At 64.0% G+C, this 23,843-nt stretch carries 24 protein-coding genes; 9 read left to right on the top strand and 15 right to left on the bottom strand.

Annotated features, from left to right (window positions below; all coding sequences use genetic code 11):
- Nucleotides 1-253: 253 nt before the first annotated feature.
- Nucleotides 254-616 carry a DUF1236 domain-containing protein gene (locus tag IVA95_RS08190; protein WP_247510048.1) on the bottom strand — a complete coding sequence of 121 codons (363 nt, stop codon included), beginning with the start codon at nt 614-616 and terminating at the stop codon, nt 254-256.
- 241 nt (nt 617-857) lie between these two features.
- Between IVA95_RS08190 and IVA95_RS08185 the strand changes: the two genes are divergently transcribed.
- The 7 genes from IVA95_RS08185 to IVA95_RS08155 all read left to right on the top strand — a co-directional run bounded on the left by IVA95_RS08185 (nt 858) and on the right by IVA95_RS08155 (nt 9,598).
- Complete coding sequence (locus IVA95_RS08185; protein WP_213290272.1) at nt 858-1,013, top strand: DUF3096 domain-containing protein; 156 nt, start codon at nt 858-860, stop codon at nt 1,011-1,013.
- A 91-nt stretch (nt 1,014-1,104) separates the two neighbouring features.
- Nucleotides 1,105-3,975: a pyruvate, phosphate dikinase gene (gene ppdK, locus IVA95_RS08180; protein ID WP_247510046.1), complete on the top strand. Its 2,871-nt coding sequence runs from the start codon at nt 1,105-1,107 to the stop codon at nt 3,973-3,975.
- Nucleotides 3,976-4,409: 434 nt separating this feature from the next.
- Entirely contained in the window at nt 4,410-5,834 is a 1,425-nt protein-coding gene (locus tag IVA95_RS08175; RefSeq protein ID WP_247510045.1) for a cell wall hydrolase, read from the top strand.
- A gap of 321 nt (nt 5,835-6,155) precedes the next feature.
- The gene (locus IVA95_RS08170; RefSeq protein ID WP_247510044.1) at nt 6,156-7,403 is read left to right on the top strand and encodes an MFS transporter; all 1,248 of its coding nucleotides are present in this window, start codon (nt 6,156-6,158) and stop codon (nt 7,401-7,403) included.
- 41 nt (nt 7,404-7,444) lie between these two features.
- Entirely contained in the window at nt 7,445-8,431 is a 987-nt protein-coding gene (locus tag IVA95_RS08165; protein ID WP_247510043.1) for an MDR family oxidoreductase, read from the top strand.
- 110 nt (nt 8,432-8,541) lie between these two features.
- Complete coding sequence (locus tag IVA95_RS08160; RefSeq protein ID WP_247510042.1) at nt 8,542-9,159, top strand: hypothetical protein; 618 nt, start codon at nt 8,542-8,544, stop codon at nt 9,157-9,159.
- A gap of 205 nt (nt 9,160-9,364) precedes the next feature.
- Complete coding sequence (locus tag IVA95_RS08155) at nt 9,365-9,598, top strand: hypothetical protein (protein WP_213252254.1); 234 nt, start codon at nt 9,365-9,367, stop codon at nt 9,596-9,598.
- An 8-nt stretch (nt 9,599-9,606) separates the two neighbouring features.
- On the opposite strand, the gene IVA95_RS08150 is transcribed toward IVA95_RS08155, so the two are convergent.
- The 5 genes from IVA95_RS08150 to IVA95_RS08130 all read right to left on the bottom strand — a co-directional run bounded on the left by IVA95_RS08150 (nt 9,607) and on the right by IVA95_RS08130 (nt 15,345).
- Complete coding sequence (locus tag IVA95_RS08150) at nt 9,607-12,300, bottom strand: DUF2339 domain-containing protein (RefSeq protein WP_247510041.1); 2,694 nt, start codon at nt 12,298-12,300, stop codon at nt 9,607-9,609.
- 298 nt (nt 12,301-12,598) lie between these two features.
- The gene (locus tag IVA95_RS08145) at nt 12,599-13,105 is read right to left on the bottom strand and encodes a protein-tyrosine phosphatase family protein (RefSeq protein WP_247510040.1); all 507 of its coding nucleotides are present in this window, start codon (nt 13,103-13,105) and stop codon (nt 12,599-12,601) included.
- Nucleotides 13,106-13,215: 110 nt separating this feature from the next.
- Nucleotides 13,216-13,827, bottom strand: coding sequence for an HD family hydrolase (locus tag IVA95_RS08140; protein WP_247510039.1), 612 nt, complete (start codon nt 13,825-13,827; stop codon nt 13,216-13,218).
- The gene (locus IVA95_RS08135; RefSeq protein WP_247510038.1) at nt 13,824-14,453 is read right to left on the bottom strand and encodes a DNA-3-methyladenine glycosylase I; all 630 of its coding nucleotides are present in this window, start codon (nt 14,451-14,453) and stop codon (nt 13,824-13,826) included. Before IVA95_RS08135 ends, IVA95_RS08140 begins: the two co-directional genes overlap by 4 nt.
- Before the next feature lie 10 nt (nt 14,454-14,463).
- Nucleotides 14,464-15,345 (bottom strand): folate-binding protein, encoded by an 882-nt coding sequence (locus IVA95_RS08130; RefSeq protein ID WP_247510037.1) that lies wholly within the window; start codon nt 15,343-15,345, stop codon nt 14,464-14,466.
- Nucleotides 15,346-15,495: 150 nt separating this feature from the next.
- Here IVA95_RS08130 and IVA95_RS08125 point away from each other — a divergent pair, with 150 nt between their 5' ends.
- Nucleotides 15,496-16,830, top strand: coding sequence for a dihydroorotase (locus tag IVA95_RS08125; protein ID WP_247510036.1), 1,335 nt, complete (start codon nt 15,496-15,498; stop codon nt 16,828-16,830).
- A 122-nt stretch (nt 16,831-16,952) separates the two neighbouring features.
- Here IVA95_RS08125 and IVA95_RS08120 read toward each other — a convergent pair whose 3' ends face one another.
- From IVA95_RS08120 to IVA95_RS08100, 5 genes are all read right to left on the bottom strand, one after another.
- The gene (locus IVA95_RS08120; protein WP_171708332.1) at nt 16,953-17,219 is read right to left on the bottom strand and encodes a hypothetical protein; all 267 of its coding nucleotides are present in this window, start codon (nt 17,217-17,219) and stop codon (nt 16,953-16,955) included.
- 152 nt (nt 17,220-17,371) lie between these two features.
- Complete coding sequence (locus IVA95_RS08115; RefSeq protein ID WP_247510035.1) at nt 17,372-18,007, bottom strand: HAD family hydrolase; 636 nt, start codon at nt 18,005-18,007, stop codon at nt 17,372-17,374.
- A 4-nt stretch (nt 18,008-18,011) separates the two neighbouring features.
- Entirely contained in the window at nt 18,012-18,389 is a 378-nt protein-coding gene (locus IVA95_RS08110; protein WP_247510034.1) for a TIGR02301 family protein, read from the bottom strand.
- A gap of 62 nt (nt 18,390-18,451) precedes the next feature.
- Entirely contained in the window at nt 18,452-18,871 is a 420-nt protein-coding gene (locus tag IVA95_RS08105) for an NUDIX hydrolase (RefSeq protein WP_247510032.1), read from the bottom strand.
- Between the two features lie 98 nt (nt 18,872-18,969).
- The gene (locus IVA95_RS08100) at nt 18,970-19,440 is read right to left on the bottom strand and encodes a hypothetical protein (protein ID WP_247510031.1); all 471 of its coding nucleotides are present in this window, start codon (nt 19,438-19,440) and stop codon (nt 18,970-18,972) included.
- 104 nt (nt 19,441-19,544) lie between these two features.
- Here IVA95_RS08100 and IVA95_RS08095 point away from each other — a divergent pair, with 104 nt between their 5' ends.
- Entirely contained in the window at nt 19,545-20,309 is a 765-nt protein-coding gene (locus IVA95_RS08095) for an SOS response-associated peptidase (RefSeq protein WP_247510030.1), read from the top strand.
- 12 nt (nt 20,310-20,321) lie between these two features.
- On the opposite strand, the gene IVA95_RS08090 is transcribed toward IVA95_RS08095, so the two are convergent.
- Genes IVA95_RS08090 through IVA95_RS08075 form a run of 4 tightly spaced genes read right to left on the bottom strand, consistent with a single transcriptional unit; the run spans nt 20,322 to nt 23,828 of the window.
- Entirely contained in the window at nt 20,322-20,903 is a 582-nt protein-coding gene (locus IVA95_RS08090; RefSeq protein WP_247510029.1) for an NUDIX domain-containing protein, read from the bottom strand.
- A 14-nt stretch (nt 20,904-20,917) separates the two neighbouring features.
- Complete coding sequence (locus tag IVA95_RS08085) at nt 20,918-21,355, bottom strand: GNAT family acetyltransferase (protein WP_247510028.1); 438 nt, start codon at nt 21,353-21,355, stop codon at nt 20,918-20,920.
- Nucleotides 21,356-21,375: 20 nt separating this feature from the next.
- Nucleotides 21,376-22,827: an FAD-binding oxidoreductase gene (locus tag IVA95_RS08080; protein WP_247510027.1), complete on the bottom strand. Its 1,452-nt coding sequence runs from the start codon at nt 22,825-22,827 to the stop codon at nt 21,376-21,378.
- A gap of 11 nt (nt 22,828-22,838) precedes the next feature.
- Entirely contained in the window at nt 22,839-23,828 is a 990-nt protein-coding gene (locus IVA95_RS08075; protein WP_247510026.1) for an L-threonylcarbamoyladenylate synthase, read from the bottom strand.
- Nucleotides 23,829-23,843: the final 15 nt, after the last annotated feature.

Genomic DNA, 23,843 nt, shown 5'->3' with positions numbered 1-23,843 from the left:
CTCCGACCTTGTCGGAGCACCGGCCGCCTCCCCGAAATCCCCGCCATACCGATCGCTGCCTCCGAGGCCCTCAAAACGGCAACCGCGCAAAGGTCTCCACTATGAGGGGTTGCTACGCAGTCGGACTGCACACGTCAGCCACCTGCGCAAAAGACCCCGCCCGGAGGGGACGCCGGGCGGGGCTTTTGTCCGGTCGTATCTCGCGCACATCCGCTTGCGCGGCGCCCGGACCACTCGTTCAGGCTACTGAAGGTCAATCGACCACCTGAACGATGCGACGCGAACGCGGTTCGACCAATATCGTCTGGCCGTTCACGACGGTGTAGCGATAGGGCGTCACCCCGAACGATTGCGGCACGTCATAATAGGTCACGCCGGTTTCCGGCAGCACGGTGCCAACCGTTACACGCTCGGAGATCGTATAGTTTGGCACGCGTTCACGCACGATGTATTCGCGGAAGGCCGGACGCACGTCAGCCGCGATGCCTTCATGTTCACCGATGACGACGGTGCTGCCGCCGGCTGTGCCGGTGGTGATCGAGGTCTGCGCCTGAGCCGCGATCGGGACGGCCATCGCGCCCGCGATCGCCGCAATGGCAATTAGTCTGTTCCGCATGGTCAACTCCTTCGCGAGAAGAGGCGCCGGCATTCGCCAGCACGCACAATGCGGGCCAATTCATCGCATGCGGCATTGTTCCGGAAAAAGCGCGGCCTCATCCGCGGCATTTCTGGGGAATTGTTGCGGAGGCTGGAACCCTTTGAAGTGGTTAGGCGTCTTGCTATTCCCAAACCGCGCCAGCGGTTAAGTTGCCAGCCTCGATTCGATTTCCCGCATCTCGTCACCCCCGGAGATTTCAATGACCATCACCGCTGCGCACATTTCCCCGATAGTCGCTCTGATCGCGGGAGTCTTGATTCTGATTATGCCGCGGTTCCTGAATTTCATCGTTGCCATCTACTTGATCGTAGTCGGTTTGGCCGGCCTCGGCGTGTTCAAGATGTTCAAGTTCTAGCGCCGGAAAGCGGGGTTCGCGGCTTGCGCGGAACCCCTCAAAATGGTGTAAGGCGCGCAATCTTCTTCCCTTTTTCGGATAGTTGGAATCCATGGCCAAAGCCGTCGCGAAGTCCAAGAAGGCTGCAGTGAAATCTGTAGCGAAATCAAAGCCATCCGCCCGGCCGAAGGCCGCGCCACAGGCTTCGGCCCGCAAACCGCTGAAAAAGGCTGCGGCCAAGCCGGTCGCCAAGGTCGCGGCCAAGAAGGCTGCCGTCCGCAAGCCTGCCGCCGAGGCGGTAAAGTCCGGCAAATGGGTCTTTACCTTCGGGGACGGCAAGGCAGAAGGCAAAGCGGGCCTGCGCGATCTGCTCGGCGGCAAGGGCGCCAACCTCGCCGAGATGGCCAATCTCGGCCTGCCGGTGCCTCCGGGCTTCACCATTCCGACCTCGGTCTGCACCTACTTCTACGCGCATGACAAAACCTATCCGCCCGCACTTCAGGGGCAAGTCGAGAAGGCGCTCGAGTATGTCGGCAAGCTGACCGGCAAGGCATTCGGCGACTCGAAAAATCCGCTGCTGGTGTCGGTCCGCTCCGGCGGTCGCGCCTCGATGCCGGGCATGATGGACACCGTGCTCAATCTCGGCCTCAACGACAAAACGGTCGAAGCACTCGCCGAGCTCTCCGGTGATCGCCGCTTTGCCTATGACAGTTATCGCCGCTTCATCACGATGTATTCGGACGTGGTGCTCGGCTTTGAGCATCATCACTTCGAGGACATTCTCGACACCTTCAAGGACAGCCAGGGTTACACGCTCGACACCGATCTCACCGGCGACGACTGGGTCGAACTGGTCGGCAAGTACAAGGAAGCGGTGGCGCGCGAGACCGGCAAGGATTTCCCGCAGGACCCGCACGAGCAATTGTGGGGCGCGATCGGCGCGGTGTTCTCATCCTGGATGAACGCGCGCGCGGTGACCTATCGCCGTCTGCACGACATTCCGGAATCCTGGGGCACCGCGGTCAACGTGCAGGCCATGGTGTTCGGCAATATGGGCGAAACGTCTGCGACCGGTGTTGCGTTCACGCGCAATCCCTCTACCGGCGAGAGCAAGCTGTACGGCGAATTCCTGATCAACGCGCAGGGGGAGGACGTTGTGGCGGGCATCCGCACGCCGCAGGACATCACCGAGGAAGCCCGCCAGGAATCCGGTTCCGACAAGCCGTCAATGGAAAGCGCGATGCCGGAGGCCTTCAAGGAACTGACGCGGTTCTACACGCTGCTCGAAAAGCATTATCGCGACATGCAGGACATGGAGTTCACGGTCGAGCAGGGTAAGTTGTGGATGCTGCAGACCCGCAGCGGCAAGCGCACCGCGAAGGCTGCGCTGCGCATCGCGGTCGAGCTCGCCAATGAGGGCCTGATCTCGAAGAAGGACGCGGTGATGCGGATCGATCCGGCTTCGCTGGATCAATTGCTGCATCCGACCATCGATCCCCAGGCCAAGCGCGACGTGATCGCGACCGGCCTGCCGGCCTCGCCGGGCGCCGCATCCGGCGAGATCGTGTTCTCATCAGATGAAGCCGCAAAACTTCAGGCCGATGGCCGCAGCGTCATTCTGGTGCGCGTCGAGACCAGTCCGGAAGACATTCACGGAATGCACGCCGCCGAAGGCATTTTGACCACCCGTGGCGGCATGACTTCGCACGCTGCGGTGGTCGCGCGCGGCATGGGCAAGCCCTGCGTCTCTGGCTGCGGCGCCATTCGCGTCGACTATGGCCGCGGCACGATGAGTGTGGGCTCCCGTACCTTCAAGACCGGCGACGTCATCACCATCGACGGCTCGCTCGGCCAGGTGCTGGCCGGCAAGATGCCGATGATTGAGCCGAAGCTGTCCGGTGAATTCGGCACGCTGATGGGCTGGGCCGATGCCGTCCGCAAGCTCGGCGTTCGCGTCAACGGCGACACGCCGGACGATGCGCGCACGGCCGTGAAGTTCGGCGCCGAAGGCATCGGGCTGTGCCGCACTGAGCACATGTTCTTCGAGGAAACCCGCATCCGCACCGTGCGCGAGATGATTCTTTCCGAAGACGAGCAGTCGCGCCGGGCGGCGCTGTCAAAACTGTTGCCGATGCAGCGCGCCGATTTCGTCGAGCTGTTCGAGATCATGAAGGGCCTGCCGGTCACGATCCGCCTGCTCGATCCGCCGCTGCATGAATTCCTGCCGCACACCCAGGCCGAGATCGAGGAAGTCGCACGCGCGATGAACACCGATCCGCGCAAGCTCGCCGATCGCGCCCGCGATCTCGCCGAGTTCAACCCGATGCTGGGCTTCCGCGGCTGCCGTCTTGCGATCGCCTATCCTGAGATCGCCGAAATGCAGGCGCGCGCGATCTTTGAAGCGGCGGTAGAAGCCGAGAAGCGCACTGGCGAAGCCGTCGGTCTCGAGGTGATGGTGCCGCTGATCGCGACCAAGGCCGAATTCGACCTGGTCAAGGCGCGGATCGACGCCACCGCGCAGTCGGTGATGAAGGAGACCGGCAAGAAGCTCGCTTATCAAGTTGGTACGATGATCGAGCTGCCGCGTGCGTGCCTGCTGGCCGGCGATGTCGCCCAGACCGCGGAGTTCTTCTCGTTCGGCACCAACGATCTGACCCAGACGACCTACGGTATCAGCCGTGACGACGCCGCGAGTTTCCTCGGCACCTATGTCAGCAAGGGAATTCTCGAGATCGATCCGTTCATCTCGGTCGATCGCGATGGCGTGGGCGAGCTGGTGAAGATTGGCGTCACTCGTGGTCGCAAGACACGGCCCGGCCTGAAGGTCGGCATCTGCGGCGAGCACGGCGGCGATCCCGCCTCGGTGGCGTTCTGCCACGAGATCGGTCTCGACTACGTCTCGTGCTCGCCCTATCGCGTGCCGATCGCCCGTCTTGCCGCCGCGCAGGCCGCGCTCGGCAAGACGGTTGCAAGCCAGGCGTAGAATTATCCGCATAAATCACTCGCCGTCATTGCGAGGAGCCAACGGGTCGCGCGTATGCGCGCCCGATGACAGGCGACGAAGCAATCCATCTATCCGCAATGGCGGTGAAATGGATTGCTTCGCTTGCGCTCGCAATGACGTGGGTAGTTCGGTGCGTAAGCATCTGACGACATCATTCGGCGCAATCACGGTTCCATATTCATCCGCACCGGAAAATTTCTTCATCATCTTTGTTGACGGGATATTTACCACTTTTGTCGCGTCCCCGTTTACCAACGTTTCTCATGCAATCGGCGAAATCCGCGCGATCTCTTGCGTGTAGCACGCACGCCACGTCGATTAACTCCCCGGCAACCTAAATTCGATACCAACAAAAAGGTCGAATTGCACGGATGTACTGACGTTCGATCGTGTAAGCGTTGCGTGAGCGTACAATGTTTGTGTTGCGTAACCAGCCGAAGGGCGCGCGGTTCGCGTCCTTCGGTCTCGGTCTCTGCATCTTCGCATTGATGCCGACCGAGATCGGATATCAGGACATCGCCTCGCTGCTGGCCCGCCAGCCAGGCGTCGCCGAGCGCTGGCAAAAGCGCGTATTCTCCTCCGCCGGCACCATCCAGGTCGCGACGTTCTCCTTCGGCCGCCCGATCGGAACATCGTCGCCGCAAACCGCGACCTACCGTCTCGCAAGCCTCGACACTCAGGGCATCGACATCACGGGTTCAGTGACGCGCAATCCCGTGGTCGCTCCACCGCCGCGCTATCACGCCGCCGATTTCCCCAAGGTTGACCGCACATTGAAGGGCGACCGCCTTATCATCGCGCCGCCGGCAGCGGAGACGGCGCGCCCAGCCGATCGAGCGCCGGCCATCGAGGATCCTGCGAATTCCAATGCATCGGTGAAGGGCGCCAAGACCGCCGAGACAGTGCCCTCGGTCGAGCGCGCACCGCTCGATCCCGAGCTGCAGGCCGCGCTGAATGCGCCGCCATTGGATATGTCGCTGTCGCTGGAGAGCAAACCGCAGGAGGATCTCAAGGTCGCGCCGCAAGCCGCTCCGCCGCCGCGCGATGGCTTCTCCTTCCAGACCTCGAATCTTTTCTTTGGCTCCTCGCTCGGCTCGCCCGAAAGCATCGAACGCTGGCAGCCCGGCGAAGAGCCCGTCATCGTCATGCCACCAGCGCATGCGGATCCCGAAATGAAGGTGATGGCCTCGCTGCCCGTCGATGCCGATGGCCCGGTGCGCGCCGGCGAGATGGGCGAGAGCGTCGCGCCGAAGGGCGAGGTCAACGCTGACAACCAGCGCGCCAAGACGCCGGCCGAACGCCTCGGCCTGTTCGACGAGAAGTCGCGCGCCAAGTCGGAAAAGTGCCTGGCTGAAGCGATCTACTTTGAGGCCCGCGGCGAAGCAGTGCGAGGCCAGATCGCCGTGGCGCAGGTGGTTTTGAACCGCGCCTTCTCCGGCAAATATCCCGAAACCGTGTGCGGCGTGGTCTACCAGAACAAGCATCGCCATCTGGCGTGCCAGTTCACCTTCGCCTGCGATAACAACAAGGACGTCATCCGCGAGCCCGACATGTGGGAGCGGGCGAAAAAAATCGCAAAGGCGATGCTCGACGGCCAGCTCTGGCTGCCGGAAGTCGACAAGTCGACACACTACCACGCCTATTGGGTGCGGCCGTCCTGGGTCAATGAAATGAAGAAGATGCACAAGTTCGGCGTGCATACCTTCTACCGGCCACGCGCCTGGGGCAATGGCAGCGACGCGCCGAGTTGGGGCACCGCCGCCGAGACCGCGGCGATCTCCGCCAAGCTCGCGGAAGCCGCGCAAAGCTCGGCCGAGCAGGCGAGCGCGAAGCGGTAACAACGTCGATCCTGTAGCCCGGATGGAGCGAAGCGAAATCCGGGACCGGATGATCCGCGTGTGGCATCGCCCCCGGATTGCGCGGAGCCTGTCATCGGGCGCGCATTCGCGCGACCCGTTCGCTCCATCTGGGCTACGGCTCCACCATCGTGGGCGAGCGCGCTTCGAAATTGCACTCATTGCCCTCGACAATTTTGCAGAGCTGCCCTGCAGCGGAAAATTTTTCTCTTCCGCCCTCTTGGGGTTTTCATGCAACTGCATTAACTCACCGTAACGTTTCGTCCGGCCGTCCCGGGCGCCGACTGGTCCAGGGGGAAGCAAATGGCTGTAACGACCGACCTTCGTCCATCCTCCGGCCTCGGCACCTGGCGGACGCCGCTCGTCATCATCATCTGCGGCTGCGCGATCGCGCTCTTGAGCTTCGGCCCGCGCTCCAGCCTCGGTTTCTTCGTGCAGCCGATGAGCCGCGAATTCGCCTGGGGCCGTGACGTTTTTGGCCTCGCGCTGGCACTGCAGAACCTGCTGTGGGGACTGGGTCAGCCGATTGCGGGTGCCATCGCCGATCGCTTCGGCATCCTGCGGGTGATGATTGTCGGCGCCTTGCTCTATGCCGCCGGCCTGCTTCTGATGCGCTATTCCACGGCGCCGCTGTCGCTCGATATCGGCGCCGGCGTCCTGATCGGCTTCGGTCTTTCAGGCTGTTCGTTCAATCTCGTGCTGTCGGCGTTCAGCAAGCTGTTGCCGGTCGAGAAGCGCGGCATTGCGCTCGGCGCCGGCACCGCGGCCGGGTCCTTCGGCCAGTTCCTGTTCGCGCCGTTCGGCGTCGCGATGATCGACAGTTTCGGCTGGCAGGCGGCGCTGACGGTATTCGCGCTCCTGATGCTGCTGATCGTGCCGCTGTCGCTGGCGATCGCGACGCCGCCCTCGACGTCGACGAAGGAACCTGTCGGGGACGAGCAATCGTTCAAGACCGCGCTGGCGGAGGCGTTCGGCCACCGCTCCTATGTTCTCCTGGTGCTGGGCTTCTTCACCTGCGGCTTCCAGCTCGCCTTCATCACCGTGCATCTGCCGGCCTATCTCGCCGATCGCGGAGTCTCGTCGCAGACCGGCGGGTGGGTCGTCGCGGCGATCGGCCTGTTCAACATCATCGGCTCACTCAGCGTCGGCTGGCTGCAGAACAAGTATTCGAAACGCTACATCCTCTCGCTTATCTATTTTACCCGTGCCCTGGCGATCGTCGCGTTCATCTCGTTTCCGATCACGACGTTCTCGGCGATCATGTTCGGCGCGGTCTCGGGCCTGACCTGGCTCTCGACGGTGCCACCGACCTCGGCGCTGGTGGCGCTGATGTTCGGCACAAAATGGTTCGCAACGCTGTACGGCTTTGCCTTTGTCAGCCATCAGGTCGGCGGCTTCCTCGGCGTCTGGCTCGGCGGCATCGTGTTCGAGCAGTTCGGCTCCTACACCCCGATCTGGTGGCTCTCGATCCTGTTCGGCGTATTGTCGGCGCTGATCAACCTGCCGATCGTCGAGAAGCCGGTCGCGCGCCCGGTTGCACAACCCGCCTGATGCGGTAAACACTCCCGACAGAGAAAGTCCGGGAGGTTGCCGTGGGAACGTTCAAGGCCATCAGGATCGACAAGGCGGATAAAGGCACCACCGCCGCGCTGACGCAGTTCGACGAAGCCGAGTTGATGGAAGGCGACGTCACAGTCGCCGTCGAGTGGTCGACGCTGAACTACAAGGATGGTCTTGCCGTCACCGGCAAGGCTCCCGTGGTGCGGCGTTTCCCGATGATCGCCGGCATCGACTTCGCAGGCACCGTCGAACAATCTTCACATCCAGCGTGGAAGACCGGCGACAAAGTCGTCTGTAACGGCTGGGGCATGGGCGAGACCCATCTTGGCGCCTATGCCGAAAAGGCGCGCGTCAAGGGCGACTGGCTGGTGCGGTTGCCCGATGGCATGTCGACACGCGACGCAATGGCGATCGGCACGGCCGGCTACACCGCGATGCTGTCGGTGCTGGCGCTGGAGAAACACGGACTGACGCCGACGAGCGGTCCCATCGTGGTGACCGGCGCCGCCGGCGGCGTCGGCTCGGTCGCGACCGCCGTGCTTTCGAAACTCGGCTACCACGTCATCGCCTCCACCGGGCGGATGTCGGAGGCCGACTATCTCAAGGGCCTCGGCGCCGCCGAAGTGATCGATCGCGCCGAACTCGCCGGTCCCGCCAAGCCCCTGGCGAAGGAACGCTGGGCGGGCGGCGTCGACAGCGTCGGATCGACCACGCTCGCCAACCTGCTGTCGATGACCAAATATGGCGGAGCCATTGCCGCCTGCGGCCTTGCCGCCGGTATGGATTTGCCGTCCTCGGTCGCGCCGTTTATTTTGCGCGGAGTGTGCCTTCTCGGCATCGACTCGGTGATGTGTCCGATCGAGCAGCGCAAGCTTGCCTGGAACCGCCTCGCCAGCGATTTGGACAAGGCAAAACTAGCTGATATTACTCACGAAATAGGTTTGGACCAGGTGATCGGCGCGGGCGCCGAAATCCTCGCAGGGAAGGTCCGCGGTCGAATCGTGGTAAAAATTCGCTAACGGTGTTCAGACTTTACCAACCAACCTGCTCCAATGTTGCCATGGTGGTTGGTATGGTAAGCAGCGGGTAAAGGCGGGCGCCCGCGCTCTTGTTAAGTTGGAGTAGCTGCATGCTTGCGCGTTTGGTTCTGGGGGCCGTCACGGCCAGTGCGATGATCGTTCCTGCGCTGGCCGGGATGATGAATGCCGACGAGGCGCGCAGGTTCGTGAGCGGCAAGGTTTTCGCTTTCACCTGTTTTGACGGCACCCGCGGGGCGGGTCGCATCCTCGACGATCTCGGTGCAGCCGGTTCCATCCAGTTCAGCGGCTCGGGCCCGATCCGCCATGTCCGTCTGCCCGGCAACACGCTGCAGATTCGCGGCCAGGCCGTTTGCGCTTCGATCAAAGGGCTGCCGTTCGAGCCGTGCTTCAATCTCGACAAGCGTGACGATCGCTCATTCCGCGGCTCCGTCTCGGGCATGGGCTTTGCCTATTGCGATTTCCGCCACCAGGGCGCCTCTCAGATGCTGATGGCGCGTTCCGTGGCGCGACCGCGCTCGCTACATCGTCGGGAGGAGCCGTCGCGTGCGACGACCGATGCACGCGCCGAAGTAACGGCGCGGGCCGAAACGCCTGCGGTCGAGAGCGCCAAACTCGAGCCGGTGAAATCCGAGCCGAAGGCGGAGCAGGCAAAGCCCGAACCCGCGAAGGCCGAGAGCGCCCCGGAGCTGCGCCGCTCGACCGATTGATCGCGGCAATGGCACCTGCGGCCGGCGGCAAACAAGCCGCCTCGGAGACCATCGCGCAGCCTGTGGATCACCTGCCATTCCACCGTGTTGGCGAACGAACCCGTAGTCATACGGGCTGGCGCATTCATGTCCTGGTAGCGAATCTCGTTCCAACTGGTGACCGGCAGAGAAGGCCGGGAGGCGGCCCCAACACGTGAGATCAGTCATGCCGCTGTATTTTTTTCGGATCAGCCACGGTCGCTACGCAGGCGCGTCCGATCAGGGATCCGAATTCGAAAGCCGCGAAGCCGCCTGGGCCGAGATGACCAAGGTCTGCGGCAATCTTCTCGGCAGCCTTTCGCGTACCCTGAAACAGAACGCCGAATGGCAGATGGAGCTTTTGGACGAAGCCAAAAAGCCCGTGTTCAGGATTCGCCTCGTCGCCGAATCCGTCGGTTAGCTCACAATTTAGCTTCCCGTAGGCGCGGCCGGGGCTGCCGCTTGCCTGCGGAACAGGATCCGCTGGTACAGCCACCCGATCGCCACCAGCACCAGGCCGAGGCACATGAAGGACAGCGCGCGATAGACGCCGGTCAGTGCCGACATGTCGATCAGGAATGCTTTCAGGATCGTCAGTCCGATGACCACCGCGGACGCCAGCCGCGCGCGTTGCGAGTTGAAGAGAATACCGATGCCGAGCAAGACGACGCCGAAGGCGAGATATGCGATCGAGTAGGTATATTGCTCTGCGCCGCTGGTCGGGCCTGCCGCGATCGCCGGGCCGTGATAGATTCGCCTGATCTCGAACGTCACATAGGCAAGGGCGAGAACGAGCGCTGCCGCCGCGATCGTGTTGGCATAGGCGACCGGACGGCGGCCCGCGACGGCATAGGACAATAGCAGCGCGAGCACCGCGGGCAGGGCGTAGCCGAGCAGCAGCAAGTTGATGACGATGCCACCGACATCGATCCATTGCAGCATCGGGTTTTCGAGCAGCAACAGCCCGAACAATGTCGCGAGGCCGGCAAAGGCCGTCAGCAGGATCGCGCCGGCATTGTGAATGACGCTGCCGGTGCGGACGCGTAGCCGCTCCAGCCCGATCGCCATTGCCAGCGTGACGCAGACCTGCAGCGCGACTTCGGTGAGACCGGCGCTCTGCCGGTACACATCGCCATTATTGACGGCGTGGCGGATTTCCATGAACGCCAGCAGCACCGTGAACAGGATCGCCGCCGCTTCCACCGTGCGCAGTGGCCCGTCATCGCCGCCGCGACGCAGCAAGATGCTGCCTGCCCAGAACGATGCCGCCGGAATGCCGTAGCCCCACAATAGCCAGTTGAAGATCGGCGTGGTGCCGACGGCCTGGCCGACGATGCGCGGCTCGTAGCCGATGCGCAGCACCACGATGCCGGCGAGAATGGCCGCGAGGACGCGCAGGAACGGAATCGGCCGCTGCGTGGAGATCCAGGCAGTGCCTGCCGACATCAGCGCCAGGGCGATCGTCAGCCAGCCTTTTTCCAGCGCAAAGGTCAGCGCCAGCGCCAGCGCTGCGAGGGTTCCGGTCGCAAACAGCGCGATCGAGGCTTGTAGTCCCGGACGATCCTCGCGCTTGCTGAGTATCTCGGTCGCAGCGGCATAGGCTGCGGCGAGCATTACCGCGACAATCGCAAACGGAATCGAGCGGTCGAGATGCGCGATGCGGGCATAGAGTGCGACCAGCAGCGCCAGCGGCGTGAACACCGCCGCGGCCGACCAGATCACCGGTATGACCGGCCCCGCGAAGCAGCCCTGCGCGAAAAATCCCGCCACGCCAAAGCCCGCGGCGAAGATCGCGGCCGAGATCAGATGGAGCGACACCGATCCGTCCGTGGCGCTCGGGCCGATGCCTTGCAGCGGCCCGCCGGGCAGCACCAGCATGTCGGGATTCGCGCGAATGGCCCATTCGGCGAACACGACGAAGACCAACACAGCAGCGGCGCCGACGGCGCCCGCTGCGGCATCGCTGCGCCAGGCAATCGCGAGGCTGCCCGCCACCAGCAGGCCGAACACGGTCATCGCGGCGTCGGCATGAAAACTGTTCAACACGATCAAGGTCGCGCCGAGCAGATAGGCCGCAAGCGAGCCGGACGAGATCGGCTCGATCTGGCCTTCCTCCGCAGGCGGGCCGAACATGAAGCCGCACACCACGAGTAGCGCGGCGAGAATGAAGCCGGCGAGCACGTGGAACGCATGCGGTCCCACCATCGAGGGGCCGCATTGCAGGCAAGGGAACGTCCACAGCAACGCAAAAACGATCGTGGTGACCGCGAGCCAGCGCCACAGCCTGACGCGCGCCAGACCGAAGGCCGCCGCAGTGACGATTGCGAGATAGATATAGAGCGCCCAGAAGTCCGGCTTGTCGGACGAGACCAGGACCGGCGTCACAAAGGCGCCGACCACACCGAGGCCGGCCAGCGCCGGGCCATGCAGCAGCGCCCCGGCCAGCGTGCCCAGCGCTACCAGCCCGAGCAGGATGAACGCGGTCGCCGGCACCAGGAAGCCGTACAGCGCATAGGCTGCGTAAACCGTGGCAAACGCGACCGCCGTTCCGGCGGCAGTGAGAATGGCCGGGATATTGGCGAGCGGCAGCGCGTCGATCGTGGAAATGCTTTCCTTGCGCCGTGTCCATTCGCCCGTAAGCAGCAAGGCGAGCGCGAACAGACCGCCGAGGATGGTGCGCACGCCGGGGCCGAGCAACCCGGCCTCGATCGAATAGCGCACCATGAAGAATCCGCCGAGCGCCAGCGTCAGGCCGCCGATCCACACCACCCAGCGCGTGCCGACGGTTTCCTCGAAACCGCGATCGGCCGGCGGCAATGGAGGCGGCGGCGGTGCCCCGTCGGCGGCTTGCCCAGCCGTCTCAGGGCTGGCCGCGGATGCGATGTCGGGAACGATCGGCGGAGGCGTCGGTGTGGCCCCGCTCGGAGCTGGCGGCAGGCTTTGCTCGAAGGCTTCGAATGGTGTGAGGGGCGGAGGCACGGCTGCAGCGGCGCCCGCCGGCGTGGCCTGCATCGCCTCCAGGCGCTGACGTAACTCCGCCACCTCATTCATGGCCTTCCGCGCGAAGACCAGGGCGACGATCGCGATCACAAGCGAAAAGAAGGTGAAGGGGTCGTCGAGCATCGGGCCTCCGGGCGGGCGCGTCAGAGCGTTAACCGGCCACGTCGGCAGCCCGGTTGCAATCCTTTGTGTGCCTTTGTCCGCTAAAAGTTCACGTCGATCCGGGCGTCATGGGCGCATCCGTGTCCCAGACGCGGTGCAGCCTAGGCGATGCGAAGCATGGTCCGTCAACGCTGCTCCGCAGAGCCGGGACGATGCCAATGGACCCCGGATCAGCAGCGCATCACGCCGCAAGCCGTAGCGCGTCAAAGACGTGCGTGAACGCGTTGATGGCGCTGCGCAGCATCCGGCAAACGCCGCGTCATTCCAGATCTAGTCGGAACGGCCGGCCTTCGACCATCATGCTGCCCGGGCCCATTTCGTCCAGTGCGCGCAGCATTCGTCCTGCACGGCCCAGCGCCTTGTCGGCGAGGCTGACGATCAACCGGTTCGGCGACGCGATTGGCGAGCGGGCGCGAATCTGCCGGGCGATCTCGATCTCGGGGCGATGCGGATTAAGGGCGCAGGCGGCGGCAAACGCGCTCGCCGTCGAGCGGCTGATGCCGGCATAGCAATGCACCACCATCGGCGCGTTGCGGTCCCAACTGCGGACGAAATTCAACACGCGTTCGATATGATGATCCGCCGGCGCGACAAAGCCGTCCATCTCTTCGATGATATCGTCCATTGAGATTTTCAGATGGTTGGCCTCGAGCACCGAGGCCGGGCGCCGCACCTGATCGACATTGGCCATCACCGTGAGAATGTGGCTGGCGCCGGTCGCCCTGACGGTGTCGGGAAGTGCGGCAAGCGAACAGACGTGAAGCATAGCGTTCCCTGGTATTCTTGGTTGCCGCGACTATAGCTGCTGCCCGTAAGATGGGTAAAGGCGCGTTTGCGCCGTGCCCACCATCTTGTCTCCCCCTACAACGGCCGCATTCAACCAAGCAGTAGCTCGAATCGCGCCAAAAACTGCTTTTCGGCCCGGGCCGCGGTCCACGGCGTCAGATAGTCCCGCACCGTGGCCTCGGGGAGGCCGGGATCCCTGCCGAACAGGCGCTTCGCTTCACTTACCGAAAATCCTGCCAGATGGGTGGCTTCGAGATAGGCCGCACCGCGGTCGGCCGCTTTGATGGCCCTCGTAATTTCATCGGCGAGAATTGGCGGCAGGCCGAAGCGAATATGGATCGCGGCCAGCAGGCGCTTCTCCACCACCTTGTAGTCGCCGCCGAGCACTGCCTTGAACGGCGAGATCATGTCGCCGATGACATATTCCGGCGCGTCGTGCAGCATCGCCGCGAGGCGGAAGCGGGCGTCGACGCGCGGCATCTGCTCACGCATCACGGCTTCGACCAACAGCGTGTGCTGCGCCACCGAGAAGATGTGGGCGCCGCTGGTCTGCCCGTTCCAGCGCGCCACGCGCGCCAGGCCATGGGCGATATCGGCGATCTCGATATCGAGCGGGGAAGGATCGAGCAGATCGAGCCGCCGCCCCGACAGCATCCGCTGCCAGGCGCGTGTGGCGACGCTGGACGATCTTCGCGCCGTCATTTGGCCTTGAGGCGGGGCTTGCGCAGTTTTCCGCTGCAGGCCTCGTGGCAGAAGCACGTAACCAGATGGTCGTTGACCATGCCGGTGGCCTGCATGAAGGCGTAGACGATGGTCGGACCAACAAATTTGAAGCCGCGCGCGCCAAGCTCCTTGGAAATCTTGATGGAGACCGGCGTCGAGGCCGGCACGCTGGCCGTGGTCTTGAACTGGTTGACGATCGGCTTGCCGTCGACGAAGTCCCACAGGAATTTGGAGAAGCCCGGACCTTCCTCCATGATCTTCAGATAGGCCTTGGCGCTGTTGACGGCGCCTTCGATCTTGGCGCGGTTGCGCACGATGCCGGCATCGTTCATTAGCGCTTCGATTTTCTTGGCGTTGTAGCGCGCGATCTTTTCCGGCTGGAAATCGTCGAACGCTTTGCGGAAGTTTTCGCGCTTGCGCAAAATCGTGATCCACGACAGCCCGGCCTGAAAACCGTCGAGGATCAGCTTTTCGTACAGCGCTCGATCATCATACTCAGGCACGCCCCATTCGGTGTCGTGATAGGCCATGTAGAAGGGGTCTTCGCCGGGCCACGGGCACCGTGTCTTGCCGTCGGCGTGCAGGCGGGCGGCAGATCTACTCATAGAGCTTTGCTCATGCGACGGTCTGCTTCGGAGGAACGCGAACGTCGTTCGGATCGGTCAGCCGGATCGCAAGGCCGCCGGCGGTCAACGAAAGTCCGGCATCGATCGCATCCGCAACACGATCGATCCGGACCAGTGCGAGGCCGTGGCCGCCGGCGGTCGATCCCATGGTACCGACCTGCTTGTCGCCGCCGAGCACGGCAACGCCGGTTTCGGGCGAAAAGTCTTCGAGCGTGACGCGCACGATCCGCGTGCGCGCCGTGCCGCGATGCTGCATGCGCGACACCACCTCCTGGCCGACATAGCAGCCCTTGTCGAAATCGACGCCGTGCAGGCGGTCCATGTTGGTCTCGTGCGGGAATGCGTCGCTGTATATGAAATCAAGCCCGCCACGCGGTATACCCAAGGCGATGCGATGCGCCTCGTAGGCCTCGCTGTCGACGAGATCGGCGCCGATCAACTCGGCCACTTTCTGCGTGAGATCTTCGGGGACGAGAATGCGCCAGCCCAGCGCCTGGTGCCGCGGATCGGCAAAGGCCAGATCGGGCTTCATCGCGGGTTCACCGCCCCAGGCCGCCAACACGCCCATGCTGTCGGAGATGTTTTCCACCGCGACCTTGGCGCGCAGCTTGTAGAACCCGAGCTTGTCAGCGAGGTTCTGCGCCAGCACGCGCGGCGCATCGAGCAGGAAGCCACCGCCGTGGCCTGCAGGGGCTTCGGTGATGAGGAAGTCGGTCGTGATTTTTCCCTGCGGCGTCAGCAGCGCGCCGAACCGGCCAAGGCCGGGCTGCAGCGGCGTGATGTCTGTGGTGACGAGGCCGTTGAGGAAGTTGCGGGCATCCTCGCCGCTGACCTTGACCACGCCCCGATCCGGAAGAAACGCTGCTTTCATTAGGTAAAACGGCCTCTTTTGCAGTGCGGTTTGCAGTGAGCTTTCAAGTTCCTGGGAAAACGCAGGAGCCGGATATCACATGAGAACGTAAGGCGCTAAGGTGCTGTCAACAAGGCCTTAAAGCGAGCGCCAGAGGACCATGAAGCAGCGATGAATCAGCGATTTGATACCATTCTAAAATCCGGCACCGTGGTCAATCAGGACGGTGAGGGCATCCGCGACATCGGCATCTCCAATGGCCGGATCGCTGCGATCGGGGGGCTCGGACAGGCCTCCGCCGCCGAGACCATCGACTGCAAAGGCCTGCACATCCTGCCCGGCGTGATGGACACGCAGGTGCATTTCCGCGAGCCCGGGCTGACGCACAAGGAAGACCTCGAGACCGGCTCGCGCAGCGCGGTGATGGGCGGCGTCACCGCGGTGTTCGAGATGCCGAACACCAATCCGCTCACGGTCACCGAGGAGACGTTCACCGCCAAGATCAACGCCGGCCGTCATCGCATGCATTGCGATTTCGCGTTCTTCATCGGCGGCACCCGCGAGAACGTGGCTGATCTGCCCGAGCTGGAGCGCGCGCCGGGTTGTGCCGGCGTAAAGGTGTTCATCGGCTCTTCCACCGGCGCGTTATTGGTCGAGGACGACGAAAGCCTGCGGCGCATCTTCCAAGTAATCCGCCGCCGTGCTGCATTCCACGCCGAGGACGAATATCGCCTCAACGACCGCAAGTCGCTCCGCATCGAGGGCGACCCGCGCTCGCATCCGGTATGGCGCGACGAGACTGCGGCGCTGATGGCGACCCAGCGACTGGTCAATCTTGCGCGAGAGACCGGCAAGCGCATCCACGTGCTGCACATCTCGACCAAGCAGGAAGTCGACTATCTGCGCGACCACAAGGACGTCGCCTCCTGCGAGGCGACGCCGCATCATCTCACCATGGCCGCGCCGGAATGCTACGAGCGGCTCGGCACGCTTGCACAGATGAACCCGCCGGTGCGCTCGGCCGATCACCGTGAGGGAATTTGGTATGGCATCGAGCAGGGTATCATCGACGTGCTCGGCTCCGACCATGCGCCGCATACGCTGGAAGAAAAGGCCAAAATCTATCCCGCTTCGCCCTCGGGCATGACCGGGGTGCAGACGCTGGTGCCCTTGATGCTCGATCACATCAACGCGGGCCGGCTTTCGCTACAGCGTTTCGTCGATCTCACCAGCGCAGGTCCTGCGCGGCTGTACAACATTGCCTGCAAGGGCCGCATCGCGGCGGGCTATGACGCCGATTTCACCATCGTCGATCTGAAACGCTCTGAGACCATCACCAACAAATGGGTGGCCTCGCGCGCGGGCTGGACACCCTATGACGGCATGCGCGTCACCGGATGGCCGGTCGGCACCTTCGTGCGCGGCAGGCGCGTGATGTGGCAGGGCGAGGTAACGACGCCGTCAACCGGCGAACCGGTGCGGTTCCTGGAGACGTTGCGGACGTAGGCAGGATCTCTCCCCGTCATTGCGAGCGGAGCGAAGCAATCCATGGTGCGGTATAACGGATAGGTGGATTGCTTCGTCGCTATCGCTCCTCGCAATGACGAGATCGCGGCAGCGAGGCGAAATTACTGCTTCGCCAGCGTCAGCGAAAACTCGCCGTTGCGCACGCGCGCTGAAAGACCTTCGGCGAATTTCGCCACCGCGTCCTCGCCATAAGTCGAGACCAGTTCGGCGAGCGCCGTGAACAGGCTCGCCTGCGCCAGGCAGTCGCCGTCGACGCCATCGTGCCGCGCTTCCGCCCAGGCCTCGCTCAGATAGCTAAGGGCAGTCTGCTTCTGTTCGAGGTCGGGAAGCGGGTCGTGGGCGATCGAAAAGGCGGCTGGGCGGCTCATGAAGCTCAACGAAATCTGCGCGCGAACCAGGGCGGATCGCATCCTAACGCGACAAGCTGTAGCACGCAGTGCGGGACCGCCTAGGCCACATCTTTAGGAAAGGTTAACGCGGTGCCGATATTTCGAGCGGCGGTTCCGCGAGGTTCCCAACGTCAAGAAATGCAATCCAAAATCGCTCCGGGCGTAGCGCAAACATGGTGCGCGCCGGCCTCGATCAGCTCGGCCCGGCTGCCGTAGCCGTACAACACGCCGACGCCCTTCATGCGGTTGTTCTTTGCGCCGAGCATGTCGTGGCTGCGATCACCGATCATCAGCGCCTTGGTCGGATCGACCGATACTTCCTTCAGCGCGTATTCCAGCAGATGCGACTTGTCCACACGGGTGCCGTCGAGCTCGGCGCCGAACACGCGCTCGAAGTGCTTGCGCAAGCCGAAATGGTCAACGATCCGTTCGGCGAACACGTGCGCCTTGCTGGTAGCGACGAACAGCCGGTGGCCGGAGGCGCGGAGTGCCGTCAGCACCTCGTCGATGCCGTCGTACACGCCGTTTTCGTAGAGGCCGATGTCGGAAAATCGCTCCCGATAGAGCGTCACCGCGCGGTCCGCGGAGTGGTCGCCGAGCAACTTCACAAAGCTTGAGCGCAGCGGCGGGCCGATGCACCAGGTCAGTTCGTCCTCGGTCGGAATCGTATGATGATCGAGCCTTTGCAGCGCATACTGAATCGAACGCGTAATGCCGGGCTTGGGGTCGGTCAGCGTTCCGTCGAGGTCGAAATAGATCGCGTCCATGGCCTTAGTTCGCGTAGCGCGCGGTGAGATCGCGCGAGATTTTGGAGCCTTCCTCGATATATCTGCGGATCGCGACCGAGGCTGCCGGCGTGCAGGTCCGGTAGGTCTGCTGAAAGCCGTTATAGCCGCGGTTGAAGCCGGCGATCATGCGGGCGCGGCGGTCGCCGGAAGGGGTTTCGGCATCGATCAGCGCCTGCATTTCGTTGCGCCACTTCGCCCCCTCATTGGCGCCGCAAATGCCCCGGAGGTAATGCAGGGTGCCGAGAATCTCGGCCAGCCGCTGCAGGTCGCCGTCAAACGGCGCAGCCGCGTCCTGGGCGCGTGCGGGGGCCACATGGCATGCCGAAATGAGAATGAGGGCGGCGAGGGCGTGCTTGAGCATTTGAGGCCGATATGCCCCCTCAATACGCCGGAGGCAAGGCGTGAGGTGCCAGCAGGGACCGCCTAGACCAGCTTCCGGGCGGCCTCGATGACCTCCAGCAGGCCGCCGGTGACCTTTAGGTTGCCGAGCCCATCCGGCGCCAGCCATTTGAAATCGTCGTGCTCGTCGTTCAGGACCGGCTCCCGGGCCGCCCAGCGCGCCGCGAACGACATAATCACGTAGTGCCCACCGCCGCCGGCCCCGGGCAGCACCTCGCGCCAGCCGGCCAGGCCCAAAATCTCGATTCGCAAACCGGTTTCCTCGTCCACCTCGCGGTGGAGCGCGGCATGCAGGGATTCGCCGAATTCGACCCGGCCGCCGGGGAGCGAGTAAAAGCCCTTGCCCGGCGAGCGGGCGCGGCGGACCAGCAGGACCTTGCCGTCGCGGAAGATCGCGCCGCTGACGGCGAGCTGGGGGCGGGTCGGCTGGATAGGGGAGGCCAAGGGTGAATCCGGTAAGCAGGGAACTCGCTGTCGGACAATCATGCCCGATCGATCCGCGCAGGTCTAATGCGGCCCGGCTCAAGCGAAGCGTGAGGCGGCTAGTTCGACATCACCGCTTCGAAGTCGGCCTCGGCATTGCCGTTGATGACGCCCCCGGCCAGCGCCACCAGCGGTTTGACCCAGGCGGTGGCCTGCTCGGCCAGCGTGGCGCGGGTCTTGTCCTGCTGCGCCTCGCGCATCGCCTTGCCTACCGCAGTCAGGATCGAGGTCATGGTGGCCGTGAGCTTGTCGAAATCCGCACGGACCTTGGGGTCGGCGCCTTCATAGGCCTCGATCGCGAGGTCGCGGGCCTTGAAGTTGGAGGCCCAGAAGTGCTCGGCGTAGGACAATGGGGTCCAGGTGAGAAAATCCTCCGCGCATTCCGGCATGTCCGGAACCATTTCGAGCAGCATGATGGCTTCGTTGAAATGATTCAGGTAGTCGGTGGCGAGCCCGGTGCGGGGATTGATGTTGGCGGCGCGCAACTGCTCCGCGCGGGCCTCGTCTATACGGCCCGTCGGTGGCGGCATCGTGGGATCGGATCGCACTTCTGTGGCGGCCGTGGAGGTCATCCGTCCCACTGTTAACATCTGGGGTTAACACCTATTAAACAGAAGCTTATGTTGGTCAGATAATGTGCGGACGCTTCGTCATCACCTCGCCGCCGGAGGCGCTTCGGCAGATCTTCGGCTATATCGAACAACCCAATTTCCCGCCGCGGTATAATATCGCGCCGACTCAACCGGTTCCGGTTGTCATTCTCGAGAATGGCGGCCGCCATTTCCGGCTGATGCGCTGGGGCCTGGTGCCGGCTTGGGTGAAAGATCCCCGTAAATTTACGCTCCTGATCAACGCGCGCTCCGAGACGGTTCTCGACAAGCCCGCGTTCAAGAACGCCATCAAGCGGCGGCGCTGCCTGATCCCGGCAGACGGCTATTACGAATGGCAGGACGCTGGCGGCCGCAAGCGGCCGTTCTTCATCCATCGCCGCGACGGCCGTCCCGTCGGCTTTGCCGCACTCGCGGAGACCTGGATGGGGCCGAACGGTGAGGAGACTGACGGCGTCGCCATCGTCACCGCGCCCGCGAGCCGCGATCTCGCCACGCTGCATCACCGCGTGCCCGTGACGATCGCGCCTGACGAATTCGAGCGCTGGCTCGACGGCCGCATCCACGACGCCGAGGATGTCATGCCGCTGCTGCGCGGGCCGACTGAGGGCGAGTTCGCCTGGCACGAGATTTCCGCCCGCGTCAACCGCGTGGTCAATGACGATGCGCAATTGCTGCTGCCGATCACGGAGGAGGAGCGTGCGGCGGAGGAGCCGAAACCTGCGAAGCGAGCTGCGCCGCGTAAGGTGGCGGCGGTGCCGGAGGATGACGGGCAGGGCTCGCTGTTTTGAGGGCGATGCAAATCACCGAAAAATATTCAGCGCTGCGTATTGCAGCAGCATGATCGTCTTGGCGTCGACGATGCGGCCGTCCGATATCATCGCGAGCGCCTGGTCAATCGGCAATTCCAGCACCTCGATGTCCTCGCCTTCGTCGGCCAGTCCACCGCCGTCGCCGACGCGCATCGCAGCTTCGTATTCGGCGACGAAGAAGTGCAGCTTCTCCGTAATCGAGCCGGGACTCATGAAGGCCTCGAACACCTTGCGCACATCGTGCAATCGATAGCCGATTTCCTCCTCCGCCTCCGCACGAATCCGATTCTCGGGAGTCTCGTCGTCAAGCATGCCGGCGGCGGCCTCGATCATGAAATCGTCGTGACCGGCAAGATAGGGCGGCAGGCGGAACTGCCGCGTCAGCACGACGGTGCGGTTTGCGACATTGTACGCCAGCAGCGCGGCGGCATGACCGCGGTCGAAAACCTCCCGCTTCATCGTCTGCCATTCGCCGCTGCCGCGGCGATAGTCGAACTCGACTTCCTCCAACCGATAGTGCCGGTCGGAGAGCACGCTGACGTTCTTGACGCGGACACGATCTGCGAGGCTCATGGCAATCCCTCAGCTCACCGCGGCGGCTCGCGGCCGTCGAGCCATTTCGCGAAGAACAGGATCTGCTGCTCGCCGAATCCGATCGACTGATAGAACGCGGCGACATCAGAGTTTTCCGGCCGCACCAGCAATTGCAGTTTCGGTATGCCCGCCGCGCGCAGCCAGTCCTCGGCCGCGTTCATGATGGCGCGGCCATAGCCTTGCGCGCGGCGATCGGGATCGGTGGCGACGTAATAGACCCAGCCGCGATGGCCGTCATGGCCGACCATGGCGGTCGCGACGATCGCGCCACCCTCGCGGCCGATCAGCACGGTCGAGTTCGGCCCGCGGCGGGCGAGGGCAATGTCGCTGGCGGGATCGTTCCACGGCCGCGTCAGGCCGCAGGTCTGCCACACCGCGATCACGGCCGCGACGTCGGCATCCACGATGTCGGTGATGGAGAGCGCAGGCACGGGCTTCGTCGCGGGTGCTGTCACAGCACCTTGCCCGGATTCATGATGCCGAGCGGATCGAGCATCGCCTTGATGCCGCGCATCAGTTCGATCGCAACCTTGTCCTTGACGTCGGGCAGTTCGTCGCGCTTGAGCACGCCGATGCCGTGCTCGGCGGAAATCGATCCGCCCATCCGCAGCACGATCGCGAACACCACCTCGTTCACCTCATGCCAGCGCGACATGAAGTCGGCGGTATTGCCGCCGATCGGCTGGCTGACATTGTAGTGGATGTTGCCGTCGCCGAGATGGCCGAACGGCACCGGCCGCGAGCCCGGAATGAGTTTTACAACCGCCGCATTGGCTTCCTCGATGAACGCAGGAACGGCCGCAACCGGCACCGAGATGTCGTGCTTGATCGAGCCGCCTTCCGGCTTCTGCGCCGCCGACATCTCGTCTCGCAGTTTCCAGAACGCGGCGCGCTGGGAGAGATTTGCCGCGATCACGGCATCATCGACGATGCCTTCTTCCATTCCTTTGGCGAGGATCGCTTCCAGCGCGTCACGCGCGTCGTCGCGCGAGGACGACAATTCCATCAGCACGTACCAGGGGTGCTTGGTCGAGAGCGGATCACGGATGTCGATGCCGTGACGCAGGCTGAAATCGACGGCGATGTCGGCCAGCAATTCGAAGCTGGTCAGGCTGCCGGCGGCCTCATTCTGCGCAATCGACAACAGTTTCAGCGCCTGCGCCGGCGATTGGAGACCGACATAGGCGGTCTCCACTGCACGCGGCTTCGGAAACAGCTTTAGCGTCGCCGCGGTGATGATGCCAAGCGTGCCCTCGGCGCCGATGAAGAGGTTGCGCAGATCGTAGCCGGTATTGTCCTTTTTCAGTTTGGACAATGCGTTCAGGATCCGGCCATCCGCCAGCACGACCTCGAGCCCGAGCGCCATCTCGCGCGCTACGCCATACGCGAGTGCCGCCGTGCCGCCGGCATTGGTGGAGAGATTGCCGCCGATGGTGCAACTGCCCTCGGCGCCGAGCGACAGCGGGAACAGGCGATCGACTTCGGCCGCGCGAGCTTGCGCGATCTGCAGCACCACGCCGGCCTCGCACGTCATGGTGTTGGAGGCGGGATCGATCTCGCGAATTTTATCCAGCCGCCGCATCGACACGACGACCTCGCCATGATGCGGCGTCTGCCCGCCGACCAGGCCGGTATTGCCGCCCTGCGGCACCAGCGCGATCCTGTGTTCGCTGGCGAGCTTGCAGATCGCGGACACTTCTGCCGTCGAACCCGGTCGCAGCACCAGAGGCGAGCGGCCGTGGAACAGGTCGCGTTCCTCGGTGACGTAGGGTGCAATATCGGCGGCATCGGTCACCGCATATTTGTCGCCGACAATAGCGCGAAATTTTGCGATCAACTCGGCGGGAAGTGGCGGCACGGAACCTTGCACAGATCCTTGCACAGATCCTTGGACGATATTCATTTTCTTCTCTTTCATTCCCGCCCCACCGCTGCGCGGCGCAGCCGGTCGTTGATGGCTTCGCCCAATCCTTCGTCGGGAATTGGCACCACCGCGATGGTGCGCGCGCCTTTGCTGTCGAGCGCGCGAAGATGGCCGAACAGGTTGGCGGCGGCCTCGTCGAGATCGCCGCGCTCCGACAGATTCATCACGCTCGAGGCGGCGTCAATTCCCGAAATTGCTCCGAGGCCAAACGCGAGCAATGCTTCGCCCGGCTCGAGCGCGACGGCATTGAGCCGCACACGCGCGCGCGGCGCGTAATGCGAGGCCAGCATGCCCGGCGCCAGCGGCTGCCCGCTTTCGCTTTGGGCATCCGCCGGCTGCACCAGCGCGCGGCCAAGCACGCGCTCGATCTCGGCGCGCGGCAGGCCGCCGGGGCGCAGCAGCATCGGCGCGTCAAAGCAGCCGACGATGGTCGATTCGACGCCGACCTCGACCGCACCGCCATCGACGATCAGGTCGATCCGCCCCGCGAGGTCGCTCTGCACATGGGCTGCGGTGGTCGGCGAGACATGGCCCGAGATGTTCGCGGACGGCGCGACAACCGGGCCGCCGAACTCGCGCAGGATGTCGCGCGCCACCGGGTGGGCCGGAATGCGGACCGCAACCGTATCGAGGCCCGCCGTGGCGAGATCGGCGACTGCGCAACCTTCCGTCTTCGGCAGCACCAGCGTCAGCGGGCCGGGCCAGAACGCTTCGGCGAGCGCCGTCGCAGCCGCGTCAAACCGGGCGATTTGCCGCGCGGCGGCGAGATCGCCGACATGGGCGATCAGCGGGTTGAAGGCGGGCCGGCCCTTGGCCTGGTAGAGGCGGGCGATCGCGGCCGGATTGGTGGCATCGGCGCCGAGGCCGTAGACCGTCTCGGTCGGGAACGCCACCAGCCCGCCTTTTGAAAGTGCACGCGCGGCAGCCGCCACGGCCGCCTCGCCGGCGGGCAAAATCTGCGTTTTCAGGCCAACATTCACTGTGATTAATTTCCT

This window comes from Bradyrhizobium sp. 157, from assembly GCF_023073815.1.
Classification (GTDB): domain Bacteria; phylum Pseudomonadota; class Alphaproteobacteria; order Rhizobiales; family Xanthobacteraceae; genus Bradyrhizobium.
This window is presented reverse-complemented; position numbering and strand designations above follow the sequence as displayed.